General features: G+C 70.7%; 2 protein-coding genes and 1 pseudogene. 2 read left to right on the top strand and 1 reads right to left on the bottom strand.

All coding sequences use genetic code 11. The annotated features are described in order from the left end of the window. Positions 1–82: 82 nt before the first annotated feature. Positions 83–18,769, bottom strand: a complete 18,687-nt coding sequence (locus tag ACGFIO_RS20305) for an SDR family NAD(P)-dependent oxidoreductase (protein WP_392827826.1) — start codon at positions 18,767–18,769, stop codon at positions 83–85. Between the two features lie 179 nt (positions 18,770–18,948). Here ACGFIO_RS20305 and ACGFIO_RS20300 point away from each other — a divergent pair, with 179 nt between their 5' ends. Together ACGFIO_RS20300 and ACGFIO_RS20295 are read left to right on the top strand one after the other, a co-directional pair. After that, complete coding sequence (locus ACGFIO_RS20300; protein ID WP_392827825.1) at positions 18,949–23,508, top strand: amino acid adenylation domain-containing protein; 4,560 nt, start codon at positions 18,949–18,951, stop codon at positions 23,506–23,508. A 49-nt stretch (positions 23,509–23,557) separates the two neighbouring features. Beyond that, positions 23,558–26,762, top strand: a pseudogene (locus tag ACGFIO_RS20295) (type I polyketide synthase); the annotation flags it as partial.

The raw sequence follows: 26,762 nt of genomic DNA, 5'->3' as shown, positions 1-26,762 counted from the left end.
GGCAAAGTTCAGCCCGTCCGACCGGCCGGACGGGGTGCGGCGTTGTTTCCCACGTGTATCCATTTCCTTTCCCACGGCGCATTTACATGGTCGGATCACCGAATTCCCGATCGATGAAATCGAGAATTTCGCCGGCGCTCGCACCGGCCAGCGATCCGGCCGGCGCGTCCTCCGGCTGCGACCGGCGGCGCCATCCGTTCAAGATCGAGGTAAGTCGATCACTCACCACGGATAGCTGCTGCTCATCGGCGACCATCTCCGACAAGCGAGCCTCCAGGCGGTCGAGCTCGGCACCCAGCGACGTCGACCGGGTGACCTCCGGGGTCAGCAGTTCGCCCAGCCGGCCGGCCAGCGCCTGCGGGGTCGGATAATCGAAAACCATCGTGGCCGGCAACCGCAGTCCGGTCGACTTGGCCAGACTGTTCCGCAATTCCACCGCGGTCAGCGAATCAACCCCCAGTTCACGAAATGCGGCGGTCACCGGAACGGCACCCGAATCCGCATGACCGAGAATTCCAGCAGCCGTGTCCGACACCAATTTCCGCAATGCCCGCTCGCGTTCGGCCGGCCCCAACGACGCCAGGCCGTGGACCGGGGACTCACCGCGGGAACGCAGACGGCGCGCGGCCGGGCGACGGACCAGCCGCAGCAACGCCGGAACCTCACCGTCGCGCGCCGCGTCCATCGGGGCCGCCACCAGAACCGGCTCGGTCCGGCCCGCGGCCAGGTCGAACAGGCGCATCCCGCGCTCGGCGGTGATGGGCCGCAGACCGCTGCGACGGATCCGGTCCCGATCGGTGCCGCTGAGTTCGGCCGCCGCGCCACCGGTGTCCTCCCACATGCCCCACGCCAGCGCCAGCCCCGGGAGGCCCTCGGCCCGACGCCGCTCGGCCAATGCGTCCAGGAACGCGTTGGCCGCCGCGTAGGTGCTCTGCCCGGGCGCGCCCAGCAGGGCGGCGGCCGAGGAGTACAGGACGAACGCCCGCAGGTCCCGGGTGAGCTCGTGCAGATGCCAGGCGGCGTCGGCCTTGGCTCGCAGGACCGCGTCGAGCCGATCGGCCGTCTGCGCCTCGACGACGCCGTCATCGAGCACGCCGGCGGTGTGGATCACGGCGGTGAGCGGATGCTCGGGCGGCACCTTCTCCAGTGCCCGGGCCAGCGCGGCGCGATCGGAGAGGTCACAGGCGACCGTCTCGACGTGGACGCCGAGCGCGTCGGCCGGGACGGCGGCGTCCAGCCCGATCAGCAGCACGTGGCCGGCGCGATTCTCGGCCACCAGGTGGCGGACGAGGATGGTGGCAAGTTCCCCGGAATCGGCCGTGATCAGCACGGTGCCGTCAGGATCCCAGGCCGCCTCGGCTTCGGGCGTGGTCCGGGTGAGCCGCGGCACCTCCCATCGGCCGGCGGTCACCCGCAGCCGCGGCTCGTCCAGCCCCACCGTCGCGGCCAGCTGCTCCAGCTCCACCTGGTCGTCGCTCTCGACCAGGACGAAGCGGCCCGGATGCTCCGACTGAGCGGAGCGCACCAGACCCGAGACCGTGGCGGCGGCCAGGCCGGTTCCGGTGTGCACGATCATGGTGCTGTGGGCGAAACGTTCGGCGGTCAACCAGGTCTGGATCGCTTGCAGGGTACGGGTGGTCAGCGCACGAGCCTCGGTCAGCGGGTCGCCGCCGCCCGGGTGGACCGCGAGGACCACGACGTCCGGGGTCGCAGGGCCGTCGTCCTCGAACCGCCCGGCCGTGCGGCTGCCCTGTCCGGGGGCGGGGACCTCGATCCAGGTGAGGGCGAGCAGATCGCCGGGGTCGGTGGCCACCGGCCGAGTGATCAGCGTGTCGATGGTGACCACCGGTCGACCCGAGTGGTCGGCGGCCCGGACCTTCCAGCCGTCCGCCCCCGGCGTCACGGCCACGCGCAGGGCGGTCGAGCCGGTGGCCTGGACCCGGATGCCGTTCCAGGCGAACGGGAGCCGCACTTCGGTCGGCGCGTCCGGCGTGTGGAGCATGCAGGCGTGCAGGGCAGCATCGAGCAGGGCCGGGTGTACGGCGTAGCGGGACGCTTCCGGGGTTTGTGCTTCGGCCAGGGTGATGTCGGCGTAGATCGTGTTGTCGTGGCGCCAGGCGGCTTGCAGGCCCTGGAAGGCGGGGCCGTAGTGGTAGCCGTCGGTGGCCAGCTCGGGGTAGAAGCCGGCGACGTCGATGGGGTCGGCACCCTCCGGTGGCCACGCGAGCTGGTCCGGGGCGGCGGCCGGGGTGGCGGCGGTGCTGATGGTGGCGGTGACGTGCCGCGTCCACTCGCTGCCGTCGTCCGGCCGGGAGTGGACCGTGACCGCGTCGCCGCTGACCGACACCGACAGCTGAACGTTTCCGGTGGCGGGCAGCACGAGGGGGGCCTCGGTGACCAGTTCGTCGATGACGTCGCAGCCCACCTCGGCGGCGGCACGCGACACGAGCTCCACGAACCCGGTCCCCGGCAGCAGAACGTCGCCCCGGATCTCATGGTCGGCCAGCCACGGGTGGGTGGCCGCGGAGATCTTCCCGGTGAGCACAAGGCCGTCGGTGCCGGGCAGCTCGACGATCGTGTCGAGCAGAGGGCCGCCGGTCGGGCGGGGCGTCTCGGCGACCCAGTAGCGCTGACGCTGGAACGGGTACGTCGGAAGGCCCGCGACGTGCCGCGTGGTCGTGCCCAGCACAGCTTCCCAGTCGACCGCCACGCCGAGAACGTGGGCTTCGGCCAGCGCGGTATGCATCCGCATCTGGGTTCCTTCGTCGCGCCGCAACGTTGCGATGGTGACCGCGTCGTCCATCGCGGGCAGCAGCACCGGGCTGGCGCTGACCTCCACGAACACGGTCTCGCCTAGTGCCTGCAGGGTTTGCACGGCGGGATGGAAGCCCACGGGTTGACGCAGGTTGCGGTACCAGTAGTCGCTGTCGAGCGGGCCGTCGATCCACGTCCCGTCAACGGTCGAGTACCACGGCACGGTGGGTGGTTGCGAGTCGATGTCGGCGGTCAGGTCGAGCAGTTCGGCGCGGATCTGTTCGATGTGCGGGGTGTGCGAGGCGTAGTCCACCGCGATGCGCCGGACCCGCTCGCCCCGCATCTGTTCTATCGCCTCAGGACTGCCCGCCACCACGGTCGAGGCGGGCCCGTTGACGGCGGCAATCCAGGCCCCCTCGGCCAGAACGACATCGTCGGCAGGCAACGCAACCGACGCCATCGCACCTTTCCCGGCCAGCCGTTCGCCGATCAGACGGCTGCGCGACGCCACAATCCGCGCACCATCACGCAGCGAGAGAGCACCGGCCACACATGCGGCGGCTATCTCGCCTTGGGAGTGCCCGATGACCGCATCCGGGTGGACACCGGCGGCCTGCCACACCGCGGCCAGCGACACCATCACCGCCCAACAGACCGGCTGCACCACATCCACCCGATCCAGCGCGGCCGGGTCGTCAAGCACGCTGAACAGATCCCAGTCGACAAACTCACGCAACGCGGCAGTGCACTCGGCGAACACCGCCGACCCCTTCAGCGTGTCGGCCATGCCCAGCCACTGCCAGCCCTGACCCGGGAAGACGAACACCACGCGCGGGTCGGTCAGGGCAGTGCCGGTGACGGTGTTGTCACCGAGCAAAACGGCGCGGTGGTCGAACAATGAACGGGTCATCGCCAACGCCCGCACGTCTGTTGCCGGTGCGTCGCTCAGGTAGGCACGGAGGCGATCCTCGTAGTCGGCCAACGCCTTCAGTGTCTTGGCCGAGATGACGAGCGGGGTGAGGGGTGGTGCCGGCTCCGGCGAGGGCTGTGCGGGCGGCCCTTCGAGGATGATGTGGGCGTTGGTGCCGCTGACTCCGAAGGATGAGACGCCGGCTCGGCGGGGTCGGCCGGTGTCGGGCCAGGGCTGGCTTTCTGTCACCAGTTGCACGGCGCCCGCGGTCCAGTCGACGTGGCGTGACGGCTCTTCCACGTGCAACGTTCGCGGGACGATGCCGTGGTGCAGGGCCATGACCATCTTGATGATGCCGGAGACGCCGGCGGCGGCCTGGGTGTGGCCGATGTTTGATTTCAGTGAGCCGAGTAGCAGTGGTTGGTCGCGGTTTTGGCCGTAGGTGGCGATCACGGCTTGGGCTTCGATGGGGTCGCCGAGGGTGGTGCCGGTGCCGTGGGCTTCGACGACGTCGATGTCGGCGGGGGTGAGGCCGGCGTTGGCCAGGGCGGCCTGGATGACGCGTTGCTGGGAGGGGCCGTTGGGAGCGGTCAGGCCGTTGGAGGCGCCGTCCTGGTTGACCGCCGAGCTGCGCACGACAGCCAAGATCCGGTGGCCGTTGCGTTCGGCGTCGGAGAGACGCTCGACCAGGAGGACGCCAACGCCCTCGGACCAGCCCGTGCCGTCGGCCGCGTCGCCGAACGCCTTGCACCGGCCGTCGGAGGCCAGACCGCGCTGCCGCGAGAACTCGATGAACGTGCGCGGGGAGGCCATCACCGTGACGCCGCCGACCAGGGCCATCGAGCACTCACCGTGCCGCAGGGCGTACCCGGCCTGGTGCAGGGCGACCAGCGACGACGAACAGGCCGTGTCGACCGTCGCGGCGGGACCCTCGAGGCCGAAAAAGTACGACACCCGGCCGGACAGGACGCTCAACGCTCCGGCGGTCCCGCCGAAGCCCTCGAGGTCGGCGCCGTAGCCACTGGTGAACGCGCCCATGAACACGCCGGTGTCGCTGCCGCGGGCGTCGGCCGGGTCGATGCCGGCCCGTTCAAAGGCCTCCCAGGACGCTTCGAGGATCAGGCGCTGCTGCGGGTCCATGGCCAGGGCTTCGCGGGGGCTGATCCCGAAGAACGATGCGTCGAAATCAGCTACCGCGTCGAGGAAGCCGCCCTCCACGCAGTACGACTTGCCGGGCACGTCCGGATCCGGGTCGTACAGGCTCTCGACGTCCCAGCCGCGGTCGGTGGGAAAGCCGGAGATGGCGTCGGTGCCGGTCTCGACCAGCTGCCACAGGTCCTCCGGGGAGGAGACCCCGCCGGGCAGCCGGCAGGCCATGCCGACGATGGCCAGGGGTTCGTCCTGGGCTGCCACCGTGGCGGCTCGGCGTGCGGGGGTGGAGGTCGTGCCGGTGAGTAGTTCGTTGAGTCTGGTGGCGAGTGTGGTGGGTGTTGGGTAGTCGAAGACCAGGGTGGCGGGGAGTCGTAGTCCGGTGGTTTTGGCGATGGTGTTGCGCAACTCGATGGCAGTCAGGGAGTCGATGCCGAGGTCTTTGAACGCGGTGGTGGTGGGTACGGCGGTGGTGTCGGGGTAGCCGAGGACGGTTGCGGTGTTGGCGCGGACCAGGGTGAGTAGGTCGGTTGTGGCGGTGGGGCGGCGTGTGTGGTGGACGGGGTTCATGCGGGCGGCGATGACGAGGGGGTTGTCGTGGCCGATCGCGGTGTCGAACAGCCGCATCCCGTGCTCGGCTGTGATGGGTTGCAGTCCGTTGCGGCGCAGCCGTTCCCGCGTGGTCTCGGTCAGGTTGGCGGTGAGGCCGCTGGTGGTTTCCCACATGCCCCAGGCCAGTGACACCCCCGGCAAGCCCAGGGTCCGGCGGTGTTCGGTGAGGGCGTCGAGGAAGGCGTTGGCGGCGGCGTAGTTGGCTTGGCCGGGTGCGCCGAGGACACCGGCGGCGGAGGAGTAGACGATGAACGCCTGCAAGTCGTGGGTGAGTTCGTGTAGATACCAGGCGGCGTCGGCTTTGGGGCGCAGGACGGTGTCGAGGCGGTCGGCGGTTTGGGCTTCGATGACGCCGTCGTCGATTACGCCGGCGGTGTGGATGACTGCGGTCAACGGGTGTTCGGGTGGCACCTGGGTGAGGGCCTGGGCCAGGGCGGCGCGGTCGGATACGTCGCAGGAGAGGGCGTTGACGTGGGCGTCTAGTTCGTCGATGCCGTCGGGGATGCTGCGGGAGAGTAGTAGGAGATGACGGACGCCGTGGTGGGTGACCAGGTGGTGGGTGAGGATGCGGGCCAGGCCGCCGGAGGCGCCGGTGATCAGCACGGTGCCGTCGGGGTCCCAGGGCTGTGCTTCGGCGGTGGTGGTGCGGGTGAGGTGGGGGGTCTGCCATCGGCCGTCGGTGAACCGTAGTCGGGGCTGATCCACGGGCACCGGGGGCAGGGGTTCGTTGCTTTCGATCAGGGTGAAACGGTTGGGGTGTTCGGATTGTGCGGAGCGGACCAGCCCGGACACGGCTGCCGAGGCGAGGTCGGTGCCGGTGTGGATGATCAGAGTGCTGTCATCAGCCAGCGCGGTATGGATGGCTTCCAGGGTTCGAGAGGTCAGCGTGCGGGCTTGGGTGAGTGGGTCGTCGTCGCTGGTAGGGAGCGCGGTGAACACAGCCGTGTCGGAGGCCGTCGTGTCTGTGATGTCGGTCCAGGTGAGGGTGTAGAGGTCGTCGCCGGTGGGGGCGAACAGGGGGATGGCTGCTGGTGTGATGCTGGAGGTGGATAGGACGGTGTGGCCGGTCGCGTCGGTGGCGGTGACGGATAGGGTGCCGTCGGGGCGCGTGGTGAGCTGGACGCGCAGGTCGGTGGCGTTGCTCGCGTGCAGGCTCAGGTTTCGCCAGACGGCGGGTGCGTCGCCGGCGACCGAGCCGAGGGCGGCGGTCAGGAGCGCCGGGTGCAGGGCGTATCTGGTGGCGTCTTCCCGGTCGTCCAGTTCGACGGCGATTGACCCGTCATCGGTGCGGGCCGGCATGGCGGTCGGGACGGCGTTTGACAGGCGTGCGGTGGCCACGCGAGTCCACGGTTCGCCGTCGCTGTAGCGGGCGTGGATGGTGAGCCGGCCGTCGGTGATCCAGGTCTGCATCCGGAGGGCGCGGTCGTCGACCAGGGCGGGCAGGAGCTCTACGGTGAGTTCGTCGACCTGGGTGTGGCCGGTCTCGTCGGCGGCGGCCAGGGCCATCTCGGCGAAGGCGGCCGGCGGCAGGGCGGTCTCATCCCGCAGCCACGGCTCGTTGTGACGCGACACGGTCGAGGTGAACAGCACGCCGCTGGTCTCGGCCAGTCGCACCGCCGGCCCCAGCAGCGGATGCCCACCGCCGACACCCTCGATCCAGTAGCGCTGCCGTTGGAAGGCGTAGGTCGGCAGGTCCCGCTCCCGCCGCCCGGCGGTGATCGGCCAGTCGACTGTCACACCACGCACGTGCAGCTGGGCCAACGCGGTCAATGCGGCCCGCGGCTCATCGTCACGGTCGAGCGTCGCGATGCCGTCGATCAGCCGCGCCAGACTCCCATCGGGTCCCAACTCGACAAACACGGCACCATCATGGGCAGCGACCTGCTCACCGAACCGGACCGTCTCCCGGACCTGCCGCACCCAGTAGTCCGGTCCATCCCCAACCGTCATCGGGATCCGCGGCGACCCATACGACAGCTGCTCGGCGACGGCCCGGAAATCGTCGAGCATCGGTTCCATCCGCGCCGAGTGGAAGGCGTGGCTGGTGGCCAGCCGCTTGGCCCGGTCGCTTAGTGTGGCGGCCGCTTGCAGCACTGCTGTTTCGTCGCCGGAAAGCACCACCGACGACGGTCCATTGACCGCAGCAATCTCCACCCCGTCGGTGAGCACAGGCTGGGCTTGTTGTTCGGAGACTGGGACAGCGACCATCACCCCGCCCGGCGGCAGGGCCTGCATCAACCGGGCACGAGCCGACACCAGCGCACAGGCATCCTCCAAAGACCAGATCCCCGACACATAACCGGCTGCCAGTTCACCGATCGAATGGCCGATCAGGGCGTCCGGGCGTACCCCCCAAGAATCGAGAAGACCGAACAACGCGACCTGCAGGGCGAACAAGGCCGGTTGGGCATAGCCGGTGTCGTTGACGTCCAGGTCGGGGATGTCGAGTTGGTCCCAGACCTGCTGGCGGATCTTCGCGAACACCGGGAACGCAGCGGCGAGATCATCACCCATGCCGGCGCGTTGGGAACCCTGACCGGAGAACACGAACACCACTCGCGGATCCGGCTCGGCCACCCCTGTGACCGTGTCCTCGCCCAGCAGGACGGCGCGGTGGTCGAACAACGACCTCGTCTCAGCCAACGTCGACGCAACAGCGGGCAGGCTAGGTTCGGTGGTGAGGTAGGCGCGCAGACGGTCTTCCAGCTGGGTCAGCGCTGCGGGGGTCTTGGCCGAAAGGAGCAGCGGGGTCAACTCGGATGGTTCCTCGAGTTGCGCCGGCTCCTCGGGCACGCCCTCCAGGATCACGTGAGCGTTGGTGCCACTGATGCCGAACGACGACACACCCGCACGACGCGGCCGGCCAGACCCGGGCCAGGCCCCGTTCTCAATGGCCAGCCGCACGGCACCCGCGGCCCAATCCACATGACGGGTCGGCTCATCCACGTGCAAGGTGCGGGGCACAACACCGTGCCGCAGCGCCATGACCATCTTGATGACACCGGAGACACCGGCCGCCGCCTGCGTATGACCGACATTCGACTTGACCGAGCCAAGCAGCAAAGGCTGGTCACGGTCCTGGCCGTAAGTGGCGATCACCGCCTGGGCCTCGATCGGGTCACCGAGGCGGGTCCCGGTGCCATGCGCCTCGACCACATCCACCTCGGCAGGCGTCAAACCGGCATTGGCCAGAGCCGCCTGGATCACCCGCTGCTGGGACGGGCCGTTCGGGGCGGTCAAACCGTTGGAGGCGCCGTCCTGGTTGACAGCGGACCCCCGTACCAGTGCCAGCACGTGGTGGCCGTGGCGCTGAGCGTCGGAAAGCCGCTCGACCAGCAGCACCCCGACGCCCTCGGCGAAGCCGGCCCCGTCCGCGCTGTCCGCGAACGCCTTGCTGCGGCCGTCGGCGGCCAGCCCGCCCTGCCGGGAGAACTCCACGAACGTGTTCGGAGTCGCCATAACCGTGACCCCGCCGACCAGCGCCAGTGAACACTCCCCCAGCCGCAGCGCGTGCCCGGCCTGATGCAGGGCCACCAGCGACGACGAGCAGGCGGTGTCGACGGTGACGGCCGGGCCTTCGAGGCCGAAGAAGTACGAGACCCGGCCGGAGAGGACGCTGCCCGCACCGGCCGTGGCACCGAATCCGGCCAGGTCGGCCCCGACCGCGTACCCGCCGGGGTAAGCCCCCATGAACACGCCGGTGTCGCTGCCGCGCAGTGAGCCCGGTTCGATGCCCGCTCGTTCGAAGGCCTCCCAGGACGCTTCGAGGACCAGCCGCTGCTGCGGGTCCATGGCCAGCGCCTCGCGGGGGCTGATGCCGAAGAACGCGGCGTCGAAGTCCGCGGCGGCCTCGAGGAATCCGCCTTGGAACGAATATTCGGCCCAGCCCCGGTCGGCCGGGAAACCGGAGATCGCGTCGGTGCCCGACTCGACCAGCCGCCACAGATCCTCCGGCGACGTGACACCGCCCGGGAGCCGGCAGGCCATGCCGACGATGGCCAGCGGCTCGTCCTGACCGACCGCCGGCGCGGACGGGCGTACCGGAGCAGGAGCCGCGCCGGTCAGCAGGTCGCTGAGCCGCGTCGCCAAAGCCTCCGGGGTCGGATAGTCGAACGCCACGGTGGCCGGCAGCCGCAGGCCGGTGGCCTTGGCCAGGCCATTGCGCAGCTCGACGGCGGTCAATGAGTCGATGCCCAGGTCCTTGAAGGCGCCGGTGATCGGCACGGCACCGCCGCCGGCGTAGCCGAGCACCACGGCGGCGCTGTCGCGGACCACGGTGAGCAGGTCGCCCTGGGCGATGGACGGGGTGCGCCGGGCGACGGGCCGGTGCATCGATCGCAGCAGCGCGGGAGTCTCGCCGACCGGGTTCATGGGCGCGGCCACCACGAACGGGCTTCCGTGGCGGATCGCCTGGTCGTACAGGCGCATTCCGTGTTCGGCGGTGATCGTGCGCTGGCCGCCACGGCGGATTCGATCGTGGTCGGCCTCGGTCAGCCGGGCGGTCAGCCCGCTGGTTTCTTCCCATAGTCCCCAGGCGATGGAGAGTGCGGGTAGGCCTTGGGTGTGGCGTTGCTCGGCGAGTGTGTCGAGGAATGCGTTGGCGGCGGCGTAGTTGCCTTGTCCGGCGTTGCCGAGCACGCCTGCGGCCGACGAGTAGAGGATGAAGGCGGCGAGGTCGTGGTGTTGGGTGAGTTGGTGTAGGTGCCAGGCGGCGTCGGCTTTGGGTTTGAGGACGGTGTCGAGCCGTTCGGGGGTTTGGGCTTCGATGACGCCGTCGTCGAGGGCTCCTGCGGTGTGGATGACCGCGGTGAGGGTGACACCGGTGAGTGCGTGGGTGAGTTGGTCGGGGTCGGATACGTCGCAGGTGGTGGTGTCGACTTGTGCTCCGAGGTTGGTGAGTTCGTCGATCAGGCTTTGGTCGGGGGTGCTGCGGGAGAGCAGCAGCAGGTGTCGGATGCCTTTGTCGGCGACCAGGTGGCGGGCGAGGATGCCGGCTAGAACGCCTGAGCCGCCGGTGATCAGGACGGTGCCGTCCGGGTCGATCGGCCGGGGAATCGTCAGGACGTTTTTGCCGGTGTGGCGGGCGCGGCTCATCCAGCTGAACGCGTCGCGGGCTTGGCGGATGTCCCACGCTTTCACCGGCAACGGCTGTAGGACGCCCTGTTCGAACAGTCCGAGCAGTTCGGTGAGGATCTCTTGCAGCCGGTCTGGGCCGGCGTCCATGAGGTCGAAGGCACGTACCCCGGCCCGGATATCGGTTTTGCCCATTTCGATGAATCGGCCGTCGGGTGCGAGGAGGTCGAGGGAGGCGTCGATGAATTCGCCGGTCAAAGAGTTGAGGACGACGTCGATGTTGTGCGGGAAGGTGTTCCGGAAGTCGGTGGTGCGTGAGTCGGCGATCCTTTCTATCCCGGCCGCTCGCAGCAGGTGTTGTTTGGGGGTGCTGGCGGTGGCGTAGATGGTGGCACCGAGGTGACGGGCGATCTGCGTAGCGGCCATACCGACACCACCGGCCGCGGCATGGATCAGCACCGACTCCCCCGAGCCGAGCCCGGCCAGATCCACCAAGCCGAAGTACGCAGTGGCGAACACCACCGGCACCGACGCCGCCACCGCGAACGACCACCCGTCCGGAATCACCGCCATGGTGCGCTGATCGGCGATGGCGACCGGCCCGAACCCGCCCTCGACCAGACCGAACACCCTGTCGCCGGGAACCAGCCCCCGCACGTCGGGTCCCGTCTCCAGGACCACGCCGGCCGCTTCACCACCGGCCAGCCGGGCGTCCTCGACCATGCCGAGGGCGACAACGACGTCGCGGAAGTTGAGGCCGGCCGCGCGGACGGCGATGCGTACCTCGCCGGGCCGCAGCGCGCGGTCCGCTACGTCGGTGGGCACCAGGGCCAGGTCCCGCAAGGTGCCGGTGCCGGGATGCTGCAGCAGCCATCCGCCGCTCTCCGGAATGGTCAGCGGTTCGGCGGCCCGGGTCAGCCGCGGCGCCTCCCACCGGCCGCCGTCGACCCGCACCCGGGGTTCGTCCAGCCCGGCCGCGGCGGCCAGCCGCTCGGGCGGGAGCGGGTCATCGCTCTCTACCAGCACGAACCGACCCGGATGCTCGGACTGCGCCGACCGGACCAAGCCCGACACGGCCGCGCAGGCCGGTCCGGTCCCGGTGTGCACGACCACGGTGCGGTCCGAGGTCAGCTCGGCTTGGATCGCTTGCAGGGTACGGGTGGTCAGCCCACGGGCTTGCGACAGCGGGTCGTCGTGGCCGGGCTGTGCGGTGACGATCACGACGTCGTCGGCGGGCGCATCCGCCGGGGCGGCGATCTCGGTCCAGGTCAGGGTGAGCAGGTCGTCGGTGTCGGTGGTGACCGGCCGCGTGGTCAGTGCCTCGATGGTGGCGACCGGCCGGCCGGTGTCGTCGGCGGCGCGCACGCTCCAGCCGTCCTCGGCCGGGGTCACCGCCACCCGCAGGGCGACTGCTCCGATGGCCTGCGCGTGGATGCCGTTCCAGGAGAAGGGCAGGCGCACGCCCTCCGGCGCGCCGCGCAGCATGCAGGCGTGCAGGGCGGCATCCAGCAGGGCCGGATGCACCCCGAAGCGGCTCGCCTCCGGCACGTCCCGCTCGTCCAGCGAGACCTCGGCGAACACGGTGTCCCCGCGGCGCCAGGCGGCCTGCAGGCCCTGGAACGCGGGCCCGTACTCGTAGCCGGCGCGCGCCATGCGTTCGTAGAAGCCGGCGACATCCACCGGCCGTGCCCGCGCCGGGGGCCACACGTCCAGGTCCGTGGCGACGGCGGGGGCGGCGGTGCTGATCGTGGCGGTGACGTGCCGGGTCCAGCCGCTGGCGTGATCGCTCCGCGAGTGGACGGTGACCGCGTCCCCGCTGACCGACACCGACAGTCGCACCCCACCGGTGGCCGGCAGCGCCAGCGGCGTGTGGATGACGAGTTCGTCGACGAGGTCCCGGCCCACCTCGGCGGCGGCCCGGGCGACCAGCTCGACGAAGCCGGTTCCGGGCAGCAGGACATCCCCGCGGACCTGATGGTCGGCCAGCCATGGATGCGTGGCCAGCGACACCCGCCCGGTGAGCACCACACCGTCGGAGCCGGGCGTTTCGACGACAGTGTCGAGCAAGGGGTGCCGCAGTCCCCCGTCGGAGGTGGTCGTCGCGGTCGACCAGTAGCGGTGACGTTCGAAGGGATAGGTCGGCAGATCCAGCGTCCGCTCGCCGGTGTCACCGATGACATGGGGCCAGTCGACCGTGACGCCGAGGACGTGGGCTTCGGCCAGCGCGGTGTGCATCCGCATCTGGGTTCCTTCGTCGCGCCGCAACGTTGCGACGGTGACCGCGTCGTCCATCGCGGGCAGCAGCACCGGGCTGGCGCTGACCTCCACGAACACGGTCTCGCCTAGTGCCTGCAGGGTTTGCACGGCGGGATGGAAGCCCACGGGTTGACGCAGGTTGCGGTACCAGTAGTCGCTGTCGAGCGGGCCGTCGATCCACGTCCCGTCAACGGTCGAGTACCACGGCAGGGTGGGTGGTTGCGAGGTGATGTCGGCGGTCAGGTCGAGTAGTTCGGCGCGGATCTGTTCGATGTGCGGGGTGTGCGAGGCGTAGTCCACCGCGATGCGCCGGACCCGCTCGCCCCGCATCTGTTCTATCGCCTCAGGACTGCCCGCCACCACGGTCGAGGCGGGCCCGTTGACGGCGGCAATCCAGGCCCCCTCGGCCAGAACGACATCGTCGGCAGGCAACGCAACCGACGCCATCGCACCACGACCGGCCAGCCGCTCGCCGATCAGACGGCTCCGCAACGCCACAATCCGCGCACCATCACGCAGCGAGAGAGCACCGGCCACACACGCGGCGGCTATCTCCCCCTGGGAGTGCCCGATGACCGCATCCGGGTGGACACCGGCGGCCTGCCACACCGCGGCCAGCGACACCATCACCGCCCAACAGACCGGCTGCACCACATCCACCCGATCCAGCGCGGCTGGGTCGTCAAGCACGCTGAACAGATCCCAGTCGACAAACTCACGCAACGCGGCAGCGCACTCGGCGAACACCGCCGACTCCTTCAGCGTGTCGGCCATGCCCAGCCACTGCCAGCCCTGACCCGGGAACACGAACACCACCCGCGGATCAGCCAACGCCGTACCCGTAATCGTGTCGTCCCCGAGCAACACCGCGCGGTGCTCGAACAACGACCGGGTCACAGCCAACGTCGAGGCCATACTCCGCGTGCCCGGCGCCGCAGCCAGGTAGGCGCGCAAACGGCCCTCGTAATCGGCCAGCGCGTCCGGTGTCTTGGCCGAAATGACCAACGGCAGCGGGTCCGTCGCCTGCTCCTCGATGATCGGCGCAGGTGAGCCTTCGAGGATGACGTGCGCGTTGGTGCCGCTGACGCCGAAGGACGAGACGCCGGCCCGGCGCGGGCGGCCGGTGTCGGGCCAGGGCTGGTTCTCGACGGTCAGCCGCACCGCGCCGGCGGTCCAGTCGACGTGGCGGGACGGCTCGTCGACGTGCAGGGTCCGGGGGACGATGCCGTGGTGCAGGGCCATGACCATCTTGATGACGCCGGAGACACCGGCCGCGGCCTGGGTGTGACCGACGTTCGACTTCAGCGAACCGAGCAGCAACGGCCGCTCACGGTCCTGCCCGTACGTCGCGAGCACGGCCTGGGCCTCGATCGGGTCGCCCAGCGTCGTACCCGTGCCGTGGGCCTCGACCACATCGACGTCGGCGGCCGACAAGCCGGCGTTGGCCAGCGCCTGCCGGATGACGCGCTGTTGCGACGGCCCGTGGGGCGCGGACAGGCCGTTGGACGCACCGTCCTGGTTGACCGCCGAGCTGCGCACGACCGCCAAGATCCGGTGGCCGTTGCGTTCGGCGTCCGACAACCGTTCCACGAGCAGCACACCGACGCCCTCGGCCCAGCCCGTACCGTCCGCGGTGTCAGCGAAGGCCTTGCACCGGCCGTCGGGGGCAAGGCCGCGCTGACGTGAGAACTCCACGAAGCTCTGCGGTGTCGACATCACCGTGACCCCGCCGACCAGGGCCAGCGAGCATTCGCCCTGCCGCAGCGAGTAGCCGGCCTGGTGCAGGGCGACCAGCGACGACGAGCACGCCGTGTCGACCGTGATGGCGGGGCCTTCGAGGCCGAAGAAGTACGACACCCGGCCGGAGAGCACGCTCGTGGCGCCCGCGGTCGCGCCGAAGCCCTCGACGTCGGCGCCGTACCCGCCGGCGAACGCGCCCATGAACACGCCGGTGTCGCTGCCGCGCACGGAACCCGGCTCGATCCCGGCCCGTTCGAAGGCTTCCCATGAGGTCTCCAGGACCAGCCGCTGCTGCGGGTCCATGGCCAGCGCCTCACGCGGGCTGATGCCAAAGAAGGCGGCGTCGAACTCGGCCGCGCCGGTGAGGAAGCCGCCGCGGACGCAGTACGACTTGCCGGCCGCGTCCGGATCGGGATCGAACAGGTTGTCGACGTCCCAGCCGCGGTCGGCCGGGAAGCCGGAGATCGCGTCCGTGCCCGACTCGACCAGCCGCCACAGGTCCTCCGGGGTGGAGACCCCTCCGGGGAGGCGGCAGGCCATGCCCACGATGGCCAGTGGCTCGTCCTGGCCGGCCGTCGGCGCCGGGGCGCGGCCGGGCGCGTCGGGCGATCCGGTACGCAGTTCGTCCAGCCGGGTGGCCAGGACCGCGGGGGTCGGATAGTCGAACACGAGCGTGGCCGGCAGCCGCAGCCCGGTCGTCTGGGCCAGGCGGTTGCGCAGTTCCACCGCGGTGAGCGAGTCGACGCCCATCTCACGGAAGGTCCGGTCCGGCCTGAAGCGATCGGGGCCGGCGAGGCCGAGAACCTCGGTGACGCCGGCCCGGATCAGGTCGAGTGTCGCCGTGGACCGCCGGGCCGGGTCCGCCCGGCCGTCGGCCGGTGCAACGGTCAGGTTGCGGAGAATGGGTGGGAGGGCGCCGGCCGCGGTCAGAGCGCGCAGGCCGGCGGTGTTGACCCGGACGACGACCGGCGCCGGGTCGGCGGTGGCCATGGCCGCGGTCATCAGATGGCCGGTGACCGCGACCGGGTCGGTCTCGGGCAGCCCCCAGGCGATGGCGGTGGCGGGCAGGCCTTCGGCGCGGCGGCTCCGGGCCAGTGCTTCGGCCGAGGCCGGTGCGTCCTGGCCGAAGACGACGAACGCGGCGAGGTCGAGATGCCTGGTCAGCCGGTGCAGCTGCCGGCTCTCGGCGGCGACGGCGGGGCCGCCGAGGTGAATCACCGCGGTCAGCGGGCGGTCGGCCGGCACGTCGCCACTCGAGAATTCGCCGGGCGTGGACAGCACAAGAGCATGTCGTACGCCGAGGCGTCCGGCCACGCCCCTCGCCGTGGCGGCCGATCCACCGGTGACCAGCACGGTGCCATCGGGGTCGAGCCGCCGCGGAATGGTGAGCACCATCTTGCCGACGTGGCGGCCCCGGCTCATCCAGCTGAACGCCTCGCGCGCCTGCCGGATGTCCCACGCCCGCAGCGGCAACGGCGTCAGCACACCGCGCTCGAACAGGGCGAGCAACTCGGTGATGATCTCCCGTAGCCGGTCGGGGCCGGCGTCGAGGAGGTCGAAGGCGCGGACACCGGGACGGATGTCGGTCTTGCCCATTTCGAGGAAACGGCCGTCAGGGGCGAGGAGGTCGAGAGAGGCGTCGATGAATTCGCCGGTGAGGGAGTTGAGAACGACGTCGATGTCGCGCGGGAAGATGTCGCGGAAGTCGGTCGTGCGGGAATCGGCGATCTGGGTTATGCCGGCCTCGCGCAGCAGGTGCTGTTTGGCGGTGCTGGCGGTGGCGTGGATGTCAGCGCCGAGATGACGGGCGATCTGGGTGGCCGCCATGCCCACCCCACCGGCGGCGGCGTGGATCAGCACCGATTCGCCCCGGGTGAGTCCGGCCAGGTCGACCAGGCCGTAGTACGCGGTGGCGAAGACGATCGGTACGGACGCCGCCGTGCCGAACGACCAGTCGGCCGGCAGTACGCCCAGCAGCCGGTGATCGGTGATCGCGATCGGGCCGAACGCGGCCGTGACCAGGCCGAACACCCGGTCGCCGGGCCTGTGGCCGGTCACCGCGGAGCCGACCTCGATCACTACGCCGGCCGCCTCGCCGCCCATGACGCCGCCGCCGGGATACGTGCCCAGCGCGATGAGGACGTCGCGGAAGTTCAGGCCGGCGGCGCGGACCTCCACCCGTACCTCATGGGGTTCCAGGGCGCGGGTGGCGACGTCGGAGCTGACCAGGGCGAGGTCGCGCAGGGTGCCGCTGGGGGACTGTTCCAGGGTCCACGGGCCGTCGGCCGGGACGGTGAGCGTGGCGGCGGCCCGGGCCAGCCGCGGAACCAGCGGGCTGCCGTCCCGGACGGCGATCAGCGGCTCGCCCAGCTCGGCCAGGGCCGACAGCGCGGCGTCGCCCGGGTCCGTACCGTCGAGGTCGATGAGGACGAAGGCGCCGGGGTTGTCGCTCTGCATCCGGCGGATCGCGTCCCAGGCCGCCGCGTGGCGCGGTTCGGGGAGCTCGGCCGGCCCGGCGCCGACGGCCCGGTGGGTCACCAGGACGAGCGCCGATCCGGTACGCCGATGGTTGGTCAGCCACGACCGGGCGAGGTCGCGGACGGCGCCGGCCAGATCGGTTCCGTCGTCGGCCGCCAAGGACGCGACGCGTACGACAACCCGTCCGTCCAAGGAGGACGGCCGAGGTGCGTCCAGGGGTGTCCACTCCAGCCGGTGCAGGGTGTCGGTGCCACTGGCCACGGCGAGCAACTCGGCCGGCCGTTCGGTGAGCAGGGTCCGCCGGATCTTGCCGGACGCGGTGCGCGGCACGGCGTCGACGCGGTAGATCTCCTCCGGCACCTTGAAGTACGACAGCCGCTCCCGGCACGCCGCGAACACCTCGTCGGTGTCCAGGTCGTCGCCGTGCGGCACGACGTACAGCACCGGGATCTCGCCCAGCACCGGATGGCTCCGGCCGGCCGCCGCCGCGTCCCGCACCCCCGGCACGTCGAGCGCCACGCTCTCGATCTCGTGCGGGTGGATGTTCTCGCCACCGCGGATGATCAGTTCCTTGATCCGGCCGGTGATGGTGACGTGCCCGGTCTCGCTGCGCCGGGCCAGGTCGCCGGTGCGGTACCAGCCGTCGGTGAGCACCTGCCGGGTGGCGTCGGGCTGCCCGTGGTAGCCGATCATCAGGCTGGGCCCGCGCGCCCACAGCTCGCCCTCGTCACCGTCGGCCACGTCGGCGCCGGTGACCGGGTCGACGAAGCGCAGGGTCAGGCCGGGGACGGCGAGGCCGCACGAGCCGGGCACTCGCGGCCCGCTGATCGCGTTCACGGTCAAGGAGCCGGTGGTCTCGGTGCAGCCGTAGGTGTCCAACAGCGGCACGCCGAAGGCCTCTTCGAAGCCCTCGATGAGCGAGGCCGGTGCGACGGAGCCGGCGACCAGGCCCATGCGCAGGGCGGGGGCGCGGCGGGCGGATCCGCCGGCGGCTCCGAGCAGGTAACGGAACATGGTGGGTACGCCGACCAGCACGGTGCACCCGTGTTCCTCGAGCTCGTCGAGGACCTCGCCGGCCACGAAGGTGGTCAGGATCCGGGCGGTCGCGCCGACGGCGGTGGCGGCCAGCAGGCAGAGGTGCAGGGCGAGGCTGTGGAACAGCGGCGCGGGCCAGAGCAGCACGTCGTCCTCGGTCAGTTCCCATGCCGGTACGTCGCACCAGGCCGCCGACCACAGCCCGCTGCCCTGGGTGGACACGACGCCCTTGGGTGTGCCCGTGGTGCCCGAGGTGTAGAGCATCCACGCGGCCTCGTCCAGTCCCAGGTCGTCGCGGGCCGGGGTGCCGGGCTCGGCGGCGGCCAGGTCGGCGAAGGACCGGATCCCGGGAACCGCGGCTTCGGCACCGACCAGGACGATGGCTGTCCCGGGGGCCACGCGGCGCACGTTGTCCAGATGGGCGGTGTCGGTGATGACGACCACGGCGCCGCTGTCGGAGAGGAAGTGCGCGATCTCGGCCTCGGCCGCTTCCGGGTTGAGCGGTACGGCGATCGCGGCGGCCCGGGCGATGGCCAGATAACTCTCGATCGTCTCGACGCGGTTGCCCAGCAGAATGGCGACCCGATCGCCCCGGTCCACGCCGATTTCCGCCAGATGCCCGGCGAGCCGCCCGGTCCGGGTCCGCAGCCCGGCGTGCGTCACCTGTCGCCGCGCATCGACGTAGGCCGTCTTGTCGCCATAACGTTCCGCATTCGCGCGAAGCAGATCATGAAGGGGCTTTATCAATTCCGCGCGTGACATGGAAACACCTTTCGGCGAAATCGGTCGACAGTAACCATAGTTCGACGTTCGCCGTGCTCCGCAACCCCCTAGATCGATCCCCCTAGACCGGGCTGAGCAGGTACGACACCTAGGGGGTTGCGTCGGCCGCGACCCCGGTGTCTCCTGATATTCGCCGATGCGGGAATCTGGAGACGTGAATGGCTTCTAATAGTCCGCACCCCAGGCCCGATAAACCGAGATTCGCGGTTTGGAGGGGGCAGCGGCAGCGCCCCCGGCCGGACCGGCTCGGCATCCCTCCCGCGGACCGGACCGGGCCGCTTCCGGCGTCCTACGCACAGCAACGTCTGTGGCTGATGCAGCAGCTCGACCCGGGGAGCAACGCCTACAACCTGCCGATCGTCCATCGGCTCCACGGCGCCCTCGACCCCGCGATCCTGGAGCGGGCGCTCGGACTGCTCGTAGACCGGCACGAGGCGCTGCGGACCGTCTTCGACGCCGAGGACGGCGAGCCGCGCCAGCGCGTCCAGCCGGCCGGGTCGGTACGCCTGCGGCGGTGCGACGCCCGCGACGAGGACCACGCCGCCGAGCTGGTCCGGCGGGACACGGCCGAGCCCTTCGACCTGCACGCCGGTCCGGTGCTGCGGGCGCTGCTGGTCCGGCTGGCCGACGACGACCACGTCCTGGCCCTCACGGTGCATCACGTGGCCGGTGACGGCTGGTCCCTGGCCATCCTGCAGATCGAGCTGTCGGCCCTGTACGCCGCCCTGCTCGGCGGCACCGAAGCCGCCCTGCCCCCGCTTCCGGTGCAGTACGCGGACTTCGCCCAGTGGGAACGGCGGGAACTCTCCGGCGCCGAGCTGGCCAAGCGGCTGTCCTTCTGGCTGGAGAACCTCCGCGACGCCCCGACCGTGCTGGGACTGCCGACCGACCGGCCCCGCCCGGCCACCGGCGGTTCGGACGCGGGCATGGTCGCCTGGCGCCCGCCGGCCGAGCTGGTGGCCGCGGCCCGGGCGCTGAGCCGGGCGGCGGGCGTCACGTTGTTCATGACGCTGCTGGCCGCGTTCCAGGTCGTGCTATCGCGCCACGTACGCGGCGACGACGTCCTGGTCGGCACCCCGATCGCCAACCGCAACCGCTCCGAGCTGGAGGGGCTGGCCGGCATGTTCGTCAACACCGTGGTGCTGCGGGGCGACCTGTCCGGCGATCCGAGCTTCCGCGAGCTGCTCGCGCGCACCCGGGCCAACACGACGGCGGCGCTGGCCCACGCCGAGCTGCCGTTCGACCTGCTCGTCGAGCGGATCGCACCGCGGCGGGACCTGTCGATCAACCCGGTCGTGCAGGTGCTCTTCCAACTGCTGCCGCAGCTGCCGAACTCGATCACGTTTCCCGGCGTCACGGCCGAACCGTTCGACACTAACCAGTTCTTCACCCGGATGGACCTGGAGTTCCATGTCTACGAGGACGCCGCCGCCGACTCCTTGACCGGTCACGTCTGGTATCGCCGGGAATTGTTCGACGAATACCGGATGAGGCAGTTCCTCGATCAGGTCACGGCAATATTGCGGGGCGTGGTGGAAAGTCCCGATTCCCCTATTTCCACGATTTCACTGGTGCCCGAAAGGCCATTTGTGGAATCAAACGAAACGGATCGCGTCCTGCCGGTCGAAACGTTGCCGGAATTGCTGGAAGGCGCGGTCGCCCGGGCGCCCGATGCGATCGCCGTCGTCGACCAACGGGAATCGCTGACCTATGCCGAACTCGGGCGGCGGGCCAACAAACTCGCGCACCTGCTGCGGCACAGAGGCGTACGGGCGGGCGCCCTCGTCGGCCTGTGCCTCGACCGCGGCGCCGACCTGGTCGTGGGCATCCTCGGCATCCTCAAGGCGGGCGCGGCCTACGTACCCCTCGATCCCGAACACCCCGCCGAACGCACCCGCTTCGTCCTGGACGACTCCGGCATCACCGCGGTCGTGACGCAGCGCGCCTACCGGACCCGGTTCGCCGAGGTCCGCGACGTCATCCACCCGGACGATCCCGGCCTCGACGACCAGCCCGGCACCGCGCCGGAGGTGGTGCTGGACCGCGACAGCCTGGCGTACGCCATCTACACCTCCGGGTCCACCGGGCGCCCCAAGGCCGTGCTCATGCCCGGCGTCTGCGTCGTCAACCTGCTGTTGTGGCAGGAACGGACGATGGGCCGCGAGGAGAACAGCCGCACCGCCCAGTTCATCACCGCCACCTTCGACTACTCGGTCCAGGAGATCTTCTCCGCACTGCTCGGCGGCACACTGGTCATCCCGCCCGACGACATCCGGCTGGACCCGGCCCGGCTGGCCCGCTGGATCGACGACAGCCGGATCACCCGGATCTACGCGCCGACCACTGTGCTACGCGCGCTGCTGGAGCACGTCGACCCGTACGGCGACGGCCTGTCCACGCTGCGGCACCTCTGCCAGGGCGGCGAGCCGCTCGTCCTGGACGGCCGGCTGCGCGAGGTGTGCCGGCACCGCCCCGCGCTGCGCGTGCACAACCACTACGGCCCGGCCGAAACCCAGCTGGTGACCGGCTACACGCTGCCCGAGGACGTCGACGGCTGGCCGGCCACCGCCCCGATCGGTACGCCGATCGACAACACGCGCATCCACCTGCTCGACGACAGTCTGCGTCCCGTCCCCGACGGCGTACCCGGGCAGGTCTGCATCTCCGGCATCGGGCTCGCCCGCGGCTACCTGGCCCGGCCCGAACTGACCGAGCAGCGGTTCATCGCCGATCCGCTCGACGCCGGACCGCGCATGTATCTCTCCGGTGACCTGGCCCGGCGGCTGCCCGACGGGAACCTCGACTTCCTCGGCCGGATCGACAACCAGGTCAAGATCCGCGGCATCCGCATCGAACTCGGCGAGATCGAGGCGGCGCTGGCCGGCCACCCCGCGGTGGCCCAGGCCGCGGTCGCCGTCCGGGAGGACGACCGGGGCGACAAACGGCTGGTCGCGTACGTGGTCAGCGGCCACGACACCGCGACGCTGGCCGCCCGGCTGCGCGAGCACGCCGAGGCGCTGTTGCCGGCCTACATGGTGCCGTCGACGTTCCTGGTCCTGGCCGACCTGCCCCGGACCACCAGCGGAAAGACCGACCGGCAGGCGCTTCCCGCCCCGGCGACGTGGTCGGCCGCGTCCCCCGCCCCGGTCGCCCCGCGCGACGACACCGAGGCCACCCTGTGCGGCATCTACGCGGACGTACTGGACGTGCCGAACGTGGGCGTACACGACGACTTCTTCGCCCTCGGCGGCCATTCGCTGCTCGCCTCCCGCGTCGTATCGCGCATCCGGGCCGTCCTCGGGCGGGACCTGCCGCTGCGTATGCTCTTCGACCAACGCACGCCGGCCCGCGTCGCCCAGGCCCTGGTCACCCTCCCGGCCGCCGGCCTGCCCCCGATCGCGCCGCGTGCCCGCACCACACCGGCACCGATCTCGCTGGCCCAGCAGCAGATGCTGACAACCCCGGACTCGCTGATCGAGCAACGGGTCTTTCCGGTCTGCCCGTACGGATTCCGGCTCCGCGGACCGATCGACTACGCCGCCATCGACCTCGCTCTCACCCGGATCGTCGCGCGGCACGAACCCCTGCGGACCGGCTTCCGCGACGACGGTCAGGGACTGGTGCAGATCGTCCGGGAACCCAGCCCGGTGCGGGCGCACACGGTCGAACTGACCGGCCACAACCCGGACGGCGTGGTCGGCCGGCACCTCGAGCGCCCCTTCGACCTGGTCGACGGCACACTGCTGCGGGCCGTGCTGATGCGGCTGGACGAGGACGACCACATCCTCCTACTGGTCCTGCACCACATCGCCGGCGACGGGTGGTCGTTCGACATCCTCGTACGCGAGTTCTCGGCCCTCTACACCGAACTGACCGGCGGTCCCCCGGCCGCGCTGCCGGACGTGCCCACCACGTACACGGACTTCGCGCAGTGGGAGCACGATGTGCTGTCCGGATCCGCCCGCGCCGACCACGAGAAGCACTGGCGGGCCCACCTGGCCGGCGCGGTCGCCCTGGAACTGCCGGCCGACCGGCCGCGGAAGGTCACGGCGGCGACCGCCGGCTCCCTCGCCTGGACTGTCGCGCCCGAGGTGACCTCGGCCGCCCGCCGGCTCGCGCGGGCCGAGGGCGTGACGTTGTACGAGACCATGCTGGGCGCCTTCGCGGTGGCCGCGGCCGGCCTCTCCGGCCGGGACGACATCCTGGTGACGACGCCGTTCGCCAACCGCGGCCGGCCCGAGGTCGACAATCTGATCGGCTTCTTCGCGAAGATCGCCGCGCTCCGGGTCGACCTGTCCGACGATCCGCCGTTCGGTGCGATTTTGCGCCGCGTGCAGGCCGCCATGCTGGGCGCGCACGACCACCAGGACCTCCCGTACGCCGCGATGCAGGCCACCACTCCCGGCCTGCCGCTGCCGCTGGTGCAGTTCCAGCTGATCAGCTCCCTGGCCGCCGACCTCGACCTCCCCGGCGTCACCAGCGAGCGCTTCTGGACGGTCGACACCAACCTCGCGCTTCCGGAGGGCGAGATCGCGATGTGGCTGTTCGACGACGGCCAGGCCCTGACCGGCACCGTCGCCTACGACGGATCCCTGTTCGACCCGGCCACGATCCGAGGTCTGCTCTCCGCGGTGGAGTCGGCCTTGCACGTCGTCTCCAGCACCCCCTCGGTACGCGCGTCCGAGGCGTCCGCAGCAATCCGCCACGCGAGGAGCTAGTGCCATGCCCGACCAGGACAAAGTAGTCGAGTATCTGCGCTGGACCACGGCCGAGCTGCACTCCACCCGGGCCAGGCTGCAGGCGGTCGAGGCGGCCGGCACCGAACCGCTGGCCATCGTGGGCATGGCCTGCCGTCTGCCCGGCGGAGTCTCCTCCCCCGAGGATCTGTGGCGGTTGGTCGAGTCGGGTACGGACGCGATCTCCCGCTTCCCCGCCGACCGGGGCTGGGACGTCGACGGACTGTACGACCCCGATCCGGACGCGCCAGGCAAGTCGTACTCGGTGGAGGGCGGCTTCCTCGACGCGGTGGCCGATTTCGACGCCGGCTTCTTTGGCATCAGCCCCCGCGAGGCGCTGGCCATGGACCCGCAGCAGCGGCTGATCCTCGAAGCGGCCTGGGAGGCCTTCGAACGGGCCGGCATCGAACCGGGCTCCCTGCGCGGCAGCGACACCGGTGTCTTCATGGGCGCCTACTCCAGCGGCTACGGCATCGGCGCCGACATTCCCGGTCTCGGCGTCACCGCGGGTGCCGTCAGTGTCGTGTCGGGCCGGGTGTCGTACTTCTTCGGCCTCGAAGGCCCCGCGGTCACCATTGACACGGCGTGCTCGTCGTCGCTGGTGGCCCTGCACCAGGCCGGGCATGCGCTGCGCCGGCGTGAATGCTCGCTGGCCCTGGTCGGCGGGGTCACCGTGATGGCCACGCCGTTCGGTTTCGTGGAGTTCTCCCGGCAGCGCGGTCTGGCCTCCGACGGCCGGTGCAAGGCGTTCGCCGACACGGCCGACGGGACGAGCTGGTCCGAAGGCGCCGGTGTGCTGGTCGTCGAACGGCTCTCCGACGCCGAACGCAACGGTCACCGGGTGCTCGCCCTGGTCCGCGGCTCGGCCGTCAACCAGGACGGCGCCTCCAACGGCCTGACCGCCCCCAACGGCCCGTCCCAGCAGCGAGTGATCCAGGCGGCCCTGTCCAACGCCGGCGTAGCGCCCCACGAGATCGACGTGGTCGAGGCGCACGGCACCGGCACCACCCTCGGCGACCCGATCGAAGCCCAAGCCGTGATCGCCACCTACGGCCAGGACCGCGACCGACCACTGCTCCTCGGCTCAATCAAATCCAACGTCGGCCACACCCAGGCCGCCGCGGGTGTCTCCGGCGTCATCAAGATGGTCATGGCCATGCGACACGGCGTCGTACCCCAAACCCTGCACGTGGACGAGCCAACCCGCCACGTCGACTGGACCACCGGCGCGGTGCAACTCGCCACCGACAACCAGCCCTGGCCGGAGAACGACCGCCCACGCCGCGCCGGCGTCTCCTCATTCGGGGTGAGCGGCACCAACGCCCACATCATCCTCGAAGGCGTGCCCGACGATCCGGCCCAGCCCGAGGAGCCCTCCGAACTGACCCCGCTGCTCCTTTCGGCCAAGACCCCCGCAGCGCTGACCCAGCTGGAAGACCGCCTCCGCGCCTACCTCACCACCGAACCTAGCCTGCCCGCTGTCGCGTCGACGTTGGCCGAAACACGGTCGTTGTTCGACCACCGCGCCGTCCTGCTGGGCGAGGACACGGTCACAGGGGTGGCCGAGCCGGATCCGCGAGTGGTGTTCGTGTTCTCGGGTCAGGGTTCGCAGCGCGCCGGCATGGGTGATGATCTCGCCGCTGCGTTCCCGGTGTTCGCGAAGATCCGTCAGCAGGTGTGGGATCAGCTCGACATCCCCGACCTGGATGTCAACGACACCGGCTATGCCCAACCGGCCTTGTTCGCCCTGCAGGTTGCGTTGTTCGGTCTTCTCGATTCTTGGGGGGTACGCCCAGACGCGTTGATCGGCCATTCGATTGGTGAGCTGGCGGCCGGTTATGTGTCGGGGATCTGGTCTTTGGAGGATGCCTGTGCGCTGGTGTCGGCTCGTGCCCGGTTGATGCAGGCCCTGCCGCTGGGCGGGGTGATGGTCGCTGTCCCAGTCTCCGAACAACAAGCCCAGCCTGTGCTCACCGACGGGGTGGAGATTGCTGCGGTCAACGGACCGTCGTCGGTGGTGCTCTCCGGCGACGAAACAGCAGTGCTGCAAGCGGCCGCCACACTAAGCGACCGGGCCAAGCGGCTGGCCACCAGCCACGCCTTCCACTCGGCGCGGATGGAACCGATGCTCGACGAATTCCGGGCCGTCGCCGAGCAGCTCACCTATCAGACCCCGCAAATCGCCATGGCCGTTGGGGACGGACCCGACTACTGGGTGCGGCAGGTCCGCGACACCGTCCGATTCGGTGAACAAGTCGCCGCTCACGACGGCGCGGTATTTGTCGAACTCGGACCCGACGGAAACCTGGCGCGGCTGATCGACGGCATCGCGACGCTCGACCGCGACGATGAGCCGCGGGCCGCATTGACCGCCTTGGCCCAGCTGCACGTGCGGGGCGTGACAGTCGACTGGCCCATCGCCGCCGGGCGCCGGGAGCTGGACCTGCCGACCTACGCCTTCCAGCATCAGCGGTATTGGATCGACAGCGTTGCCGGGCCCACCGGCGCGGGTCACCCCCTGCTGGGCCTGGCGGTGGAGCTGGCCGAGATCGGCGGGGTGCTGTTCACGGCGGCGGTGTCGCGCCACAACGAGCCGTGGCTGCGGGATCAGGCCTCCCTGCCGCCGGCCGCCTTGGCCGAGATGGCCTTGTCCGCCGCTGACATGGCCGGCTACAGCCAGGTCGACCAGCTCACCGTCGAGTTGCTACCCATGCTTCCCGACGACCATGTCCTGACCATGCAGACCTGGATCAGCCGGCCTGACGGGCGGCTCACCATCCATGCTCGCTACGCCGACAACCAACCCTGGACCCGGCTGGCCACCGCTCACCTCACCAACGCCACGGCCGCCGTGGAGCCCACCAGATCGGATTGGCCGCCCGCCGCGGCCACCCCGGTCGACACGGCAGAGCCCGGGGTGCGATCGGCGTGGCGAAGCGGCAGCGATCTGTTCGCCGACGTCGCGCTGGACGACGGCGACGATCCGGCCCGCTACGCCTTGCACCCGCTCCTCCTGACCGCGGCCCTCACCCTCACCGGCGAGGCACCTGCCGTCTGGCGAAACCTGAGCCTGCACGCGAGCAACGCCACCGACCTGCGCGTCCAGCTCACCACGCGCCCCGACGGCACCCTATCCGTCAACGCCACCGACGCGACCGGCCACACCGTCCTATCCACCTCCAGCATCACACCAGCAGCCATCCCCCTGTTCGCCCCCACCGGCGACGACCTCTACA

The sequence above is a fragment of the Actinoplanes sp. NPDC049265 genome, from assembly GCF_043197135.1.
Lineage (GTDB): Bacteria > Actinomycetota > Actinomycetes > Mycobacteriales > Micromonosporaceae > Actinoplanes.
Note: the sequence above shows the minus strand (reverse complement) of the source record. Positions and strands in the feature narration are given on the sequence as shown.

Coding starts and splice junctions, on each gene's coding strand:
- ACGFIO_RS20305 (WP_392827826.1), bottom strand. CDS start 18,769: ATGTCACGCGCGGAATTGATAAAGCCCCTTCATGATCTGCTTCGCGCG.
- ACGFIO_RS20300 (WP_392827825.1), top strand. CDS start 18,949: ATGGCTTCTAATAGTCCGCACCCCAGGCCCGATAAACCGAGATTCGCG.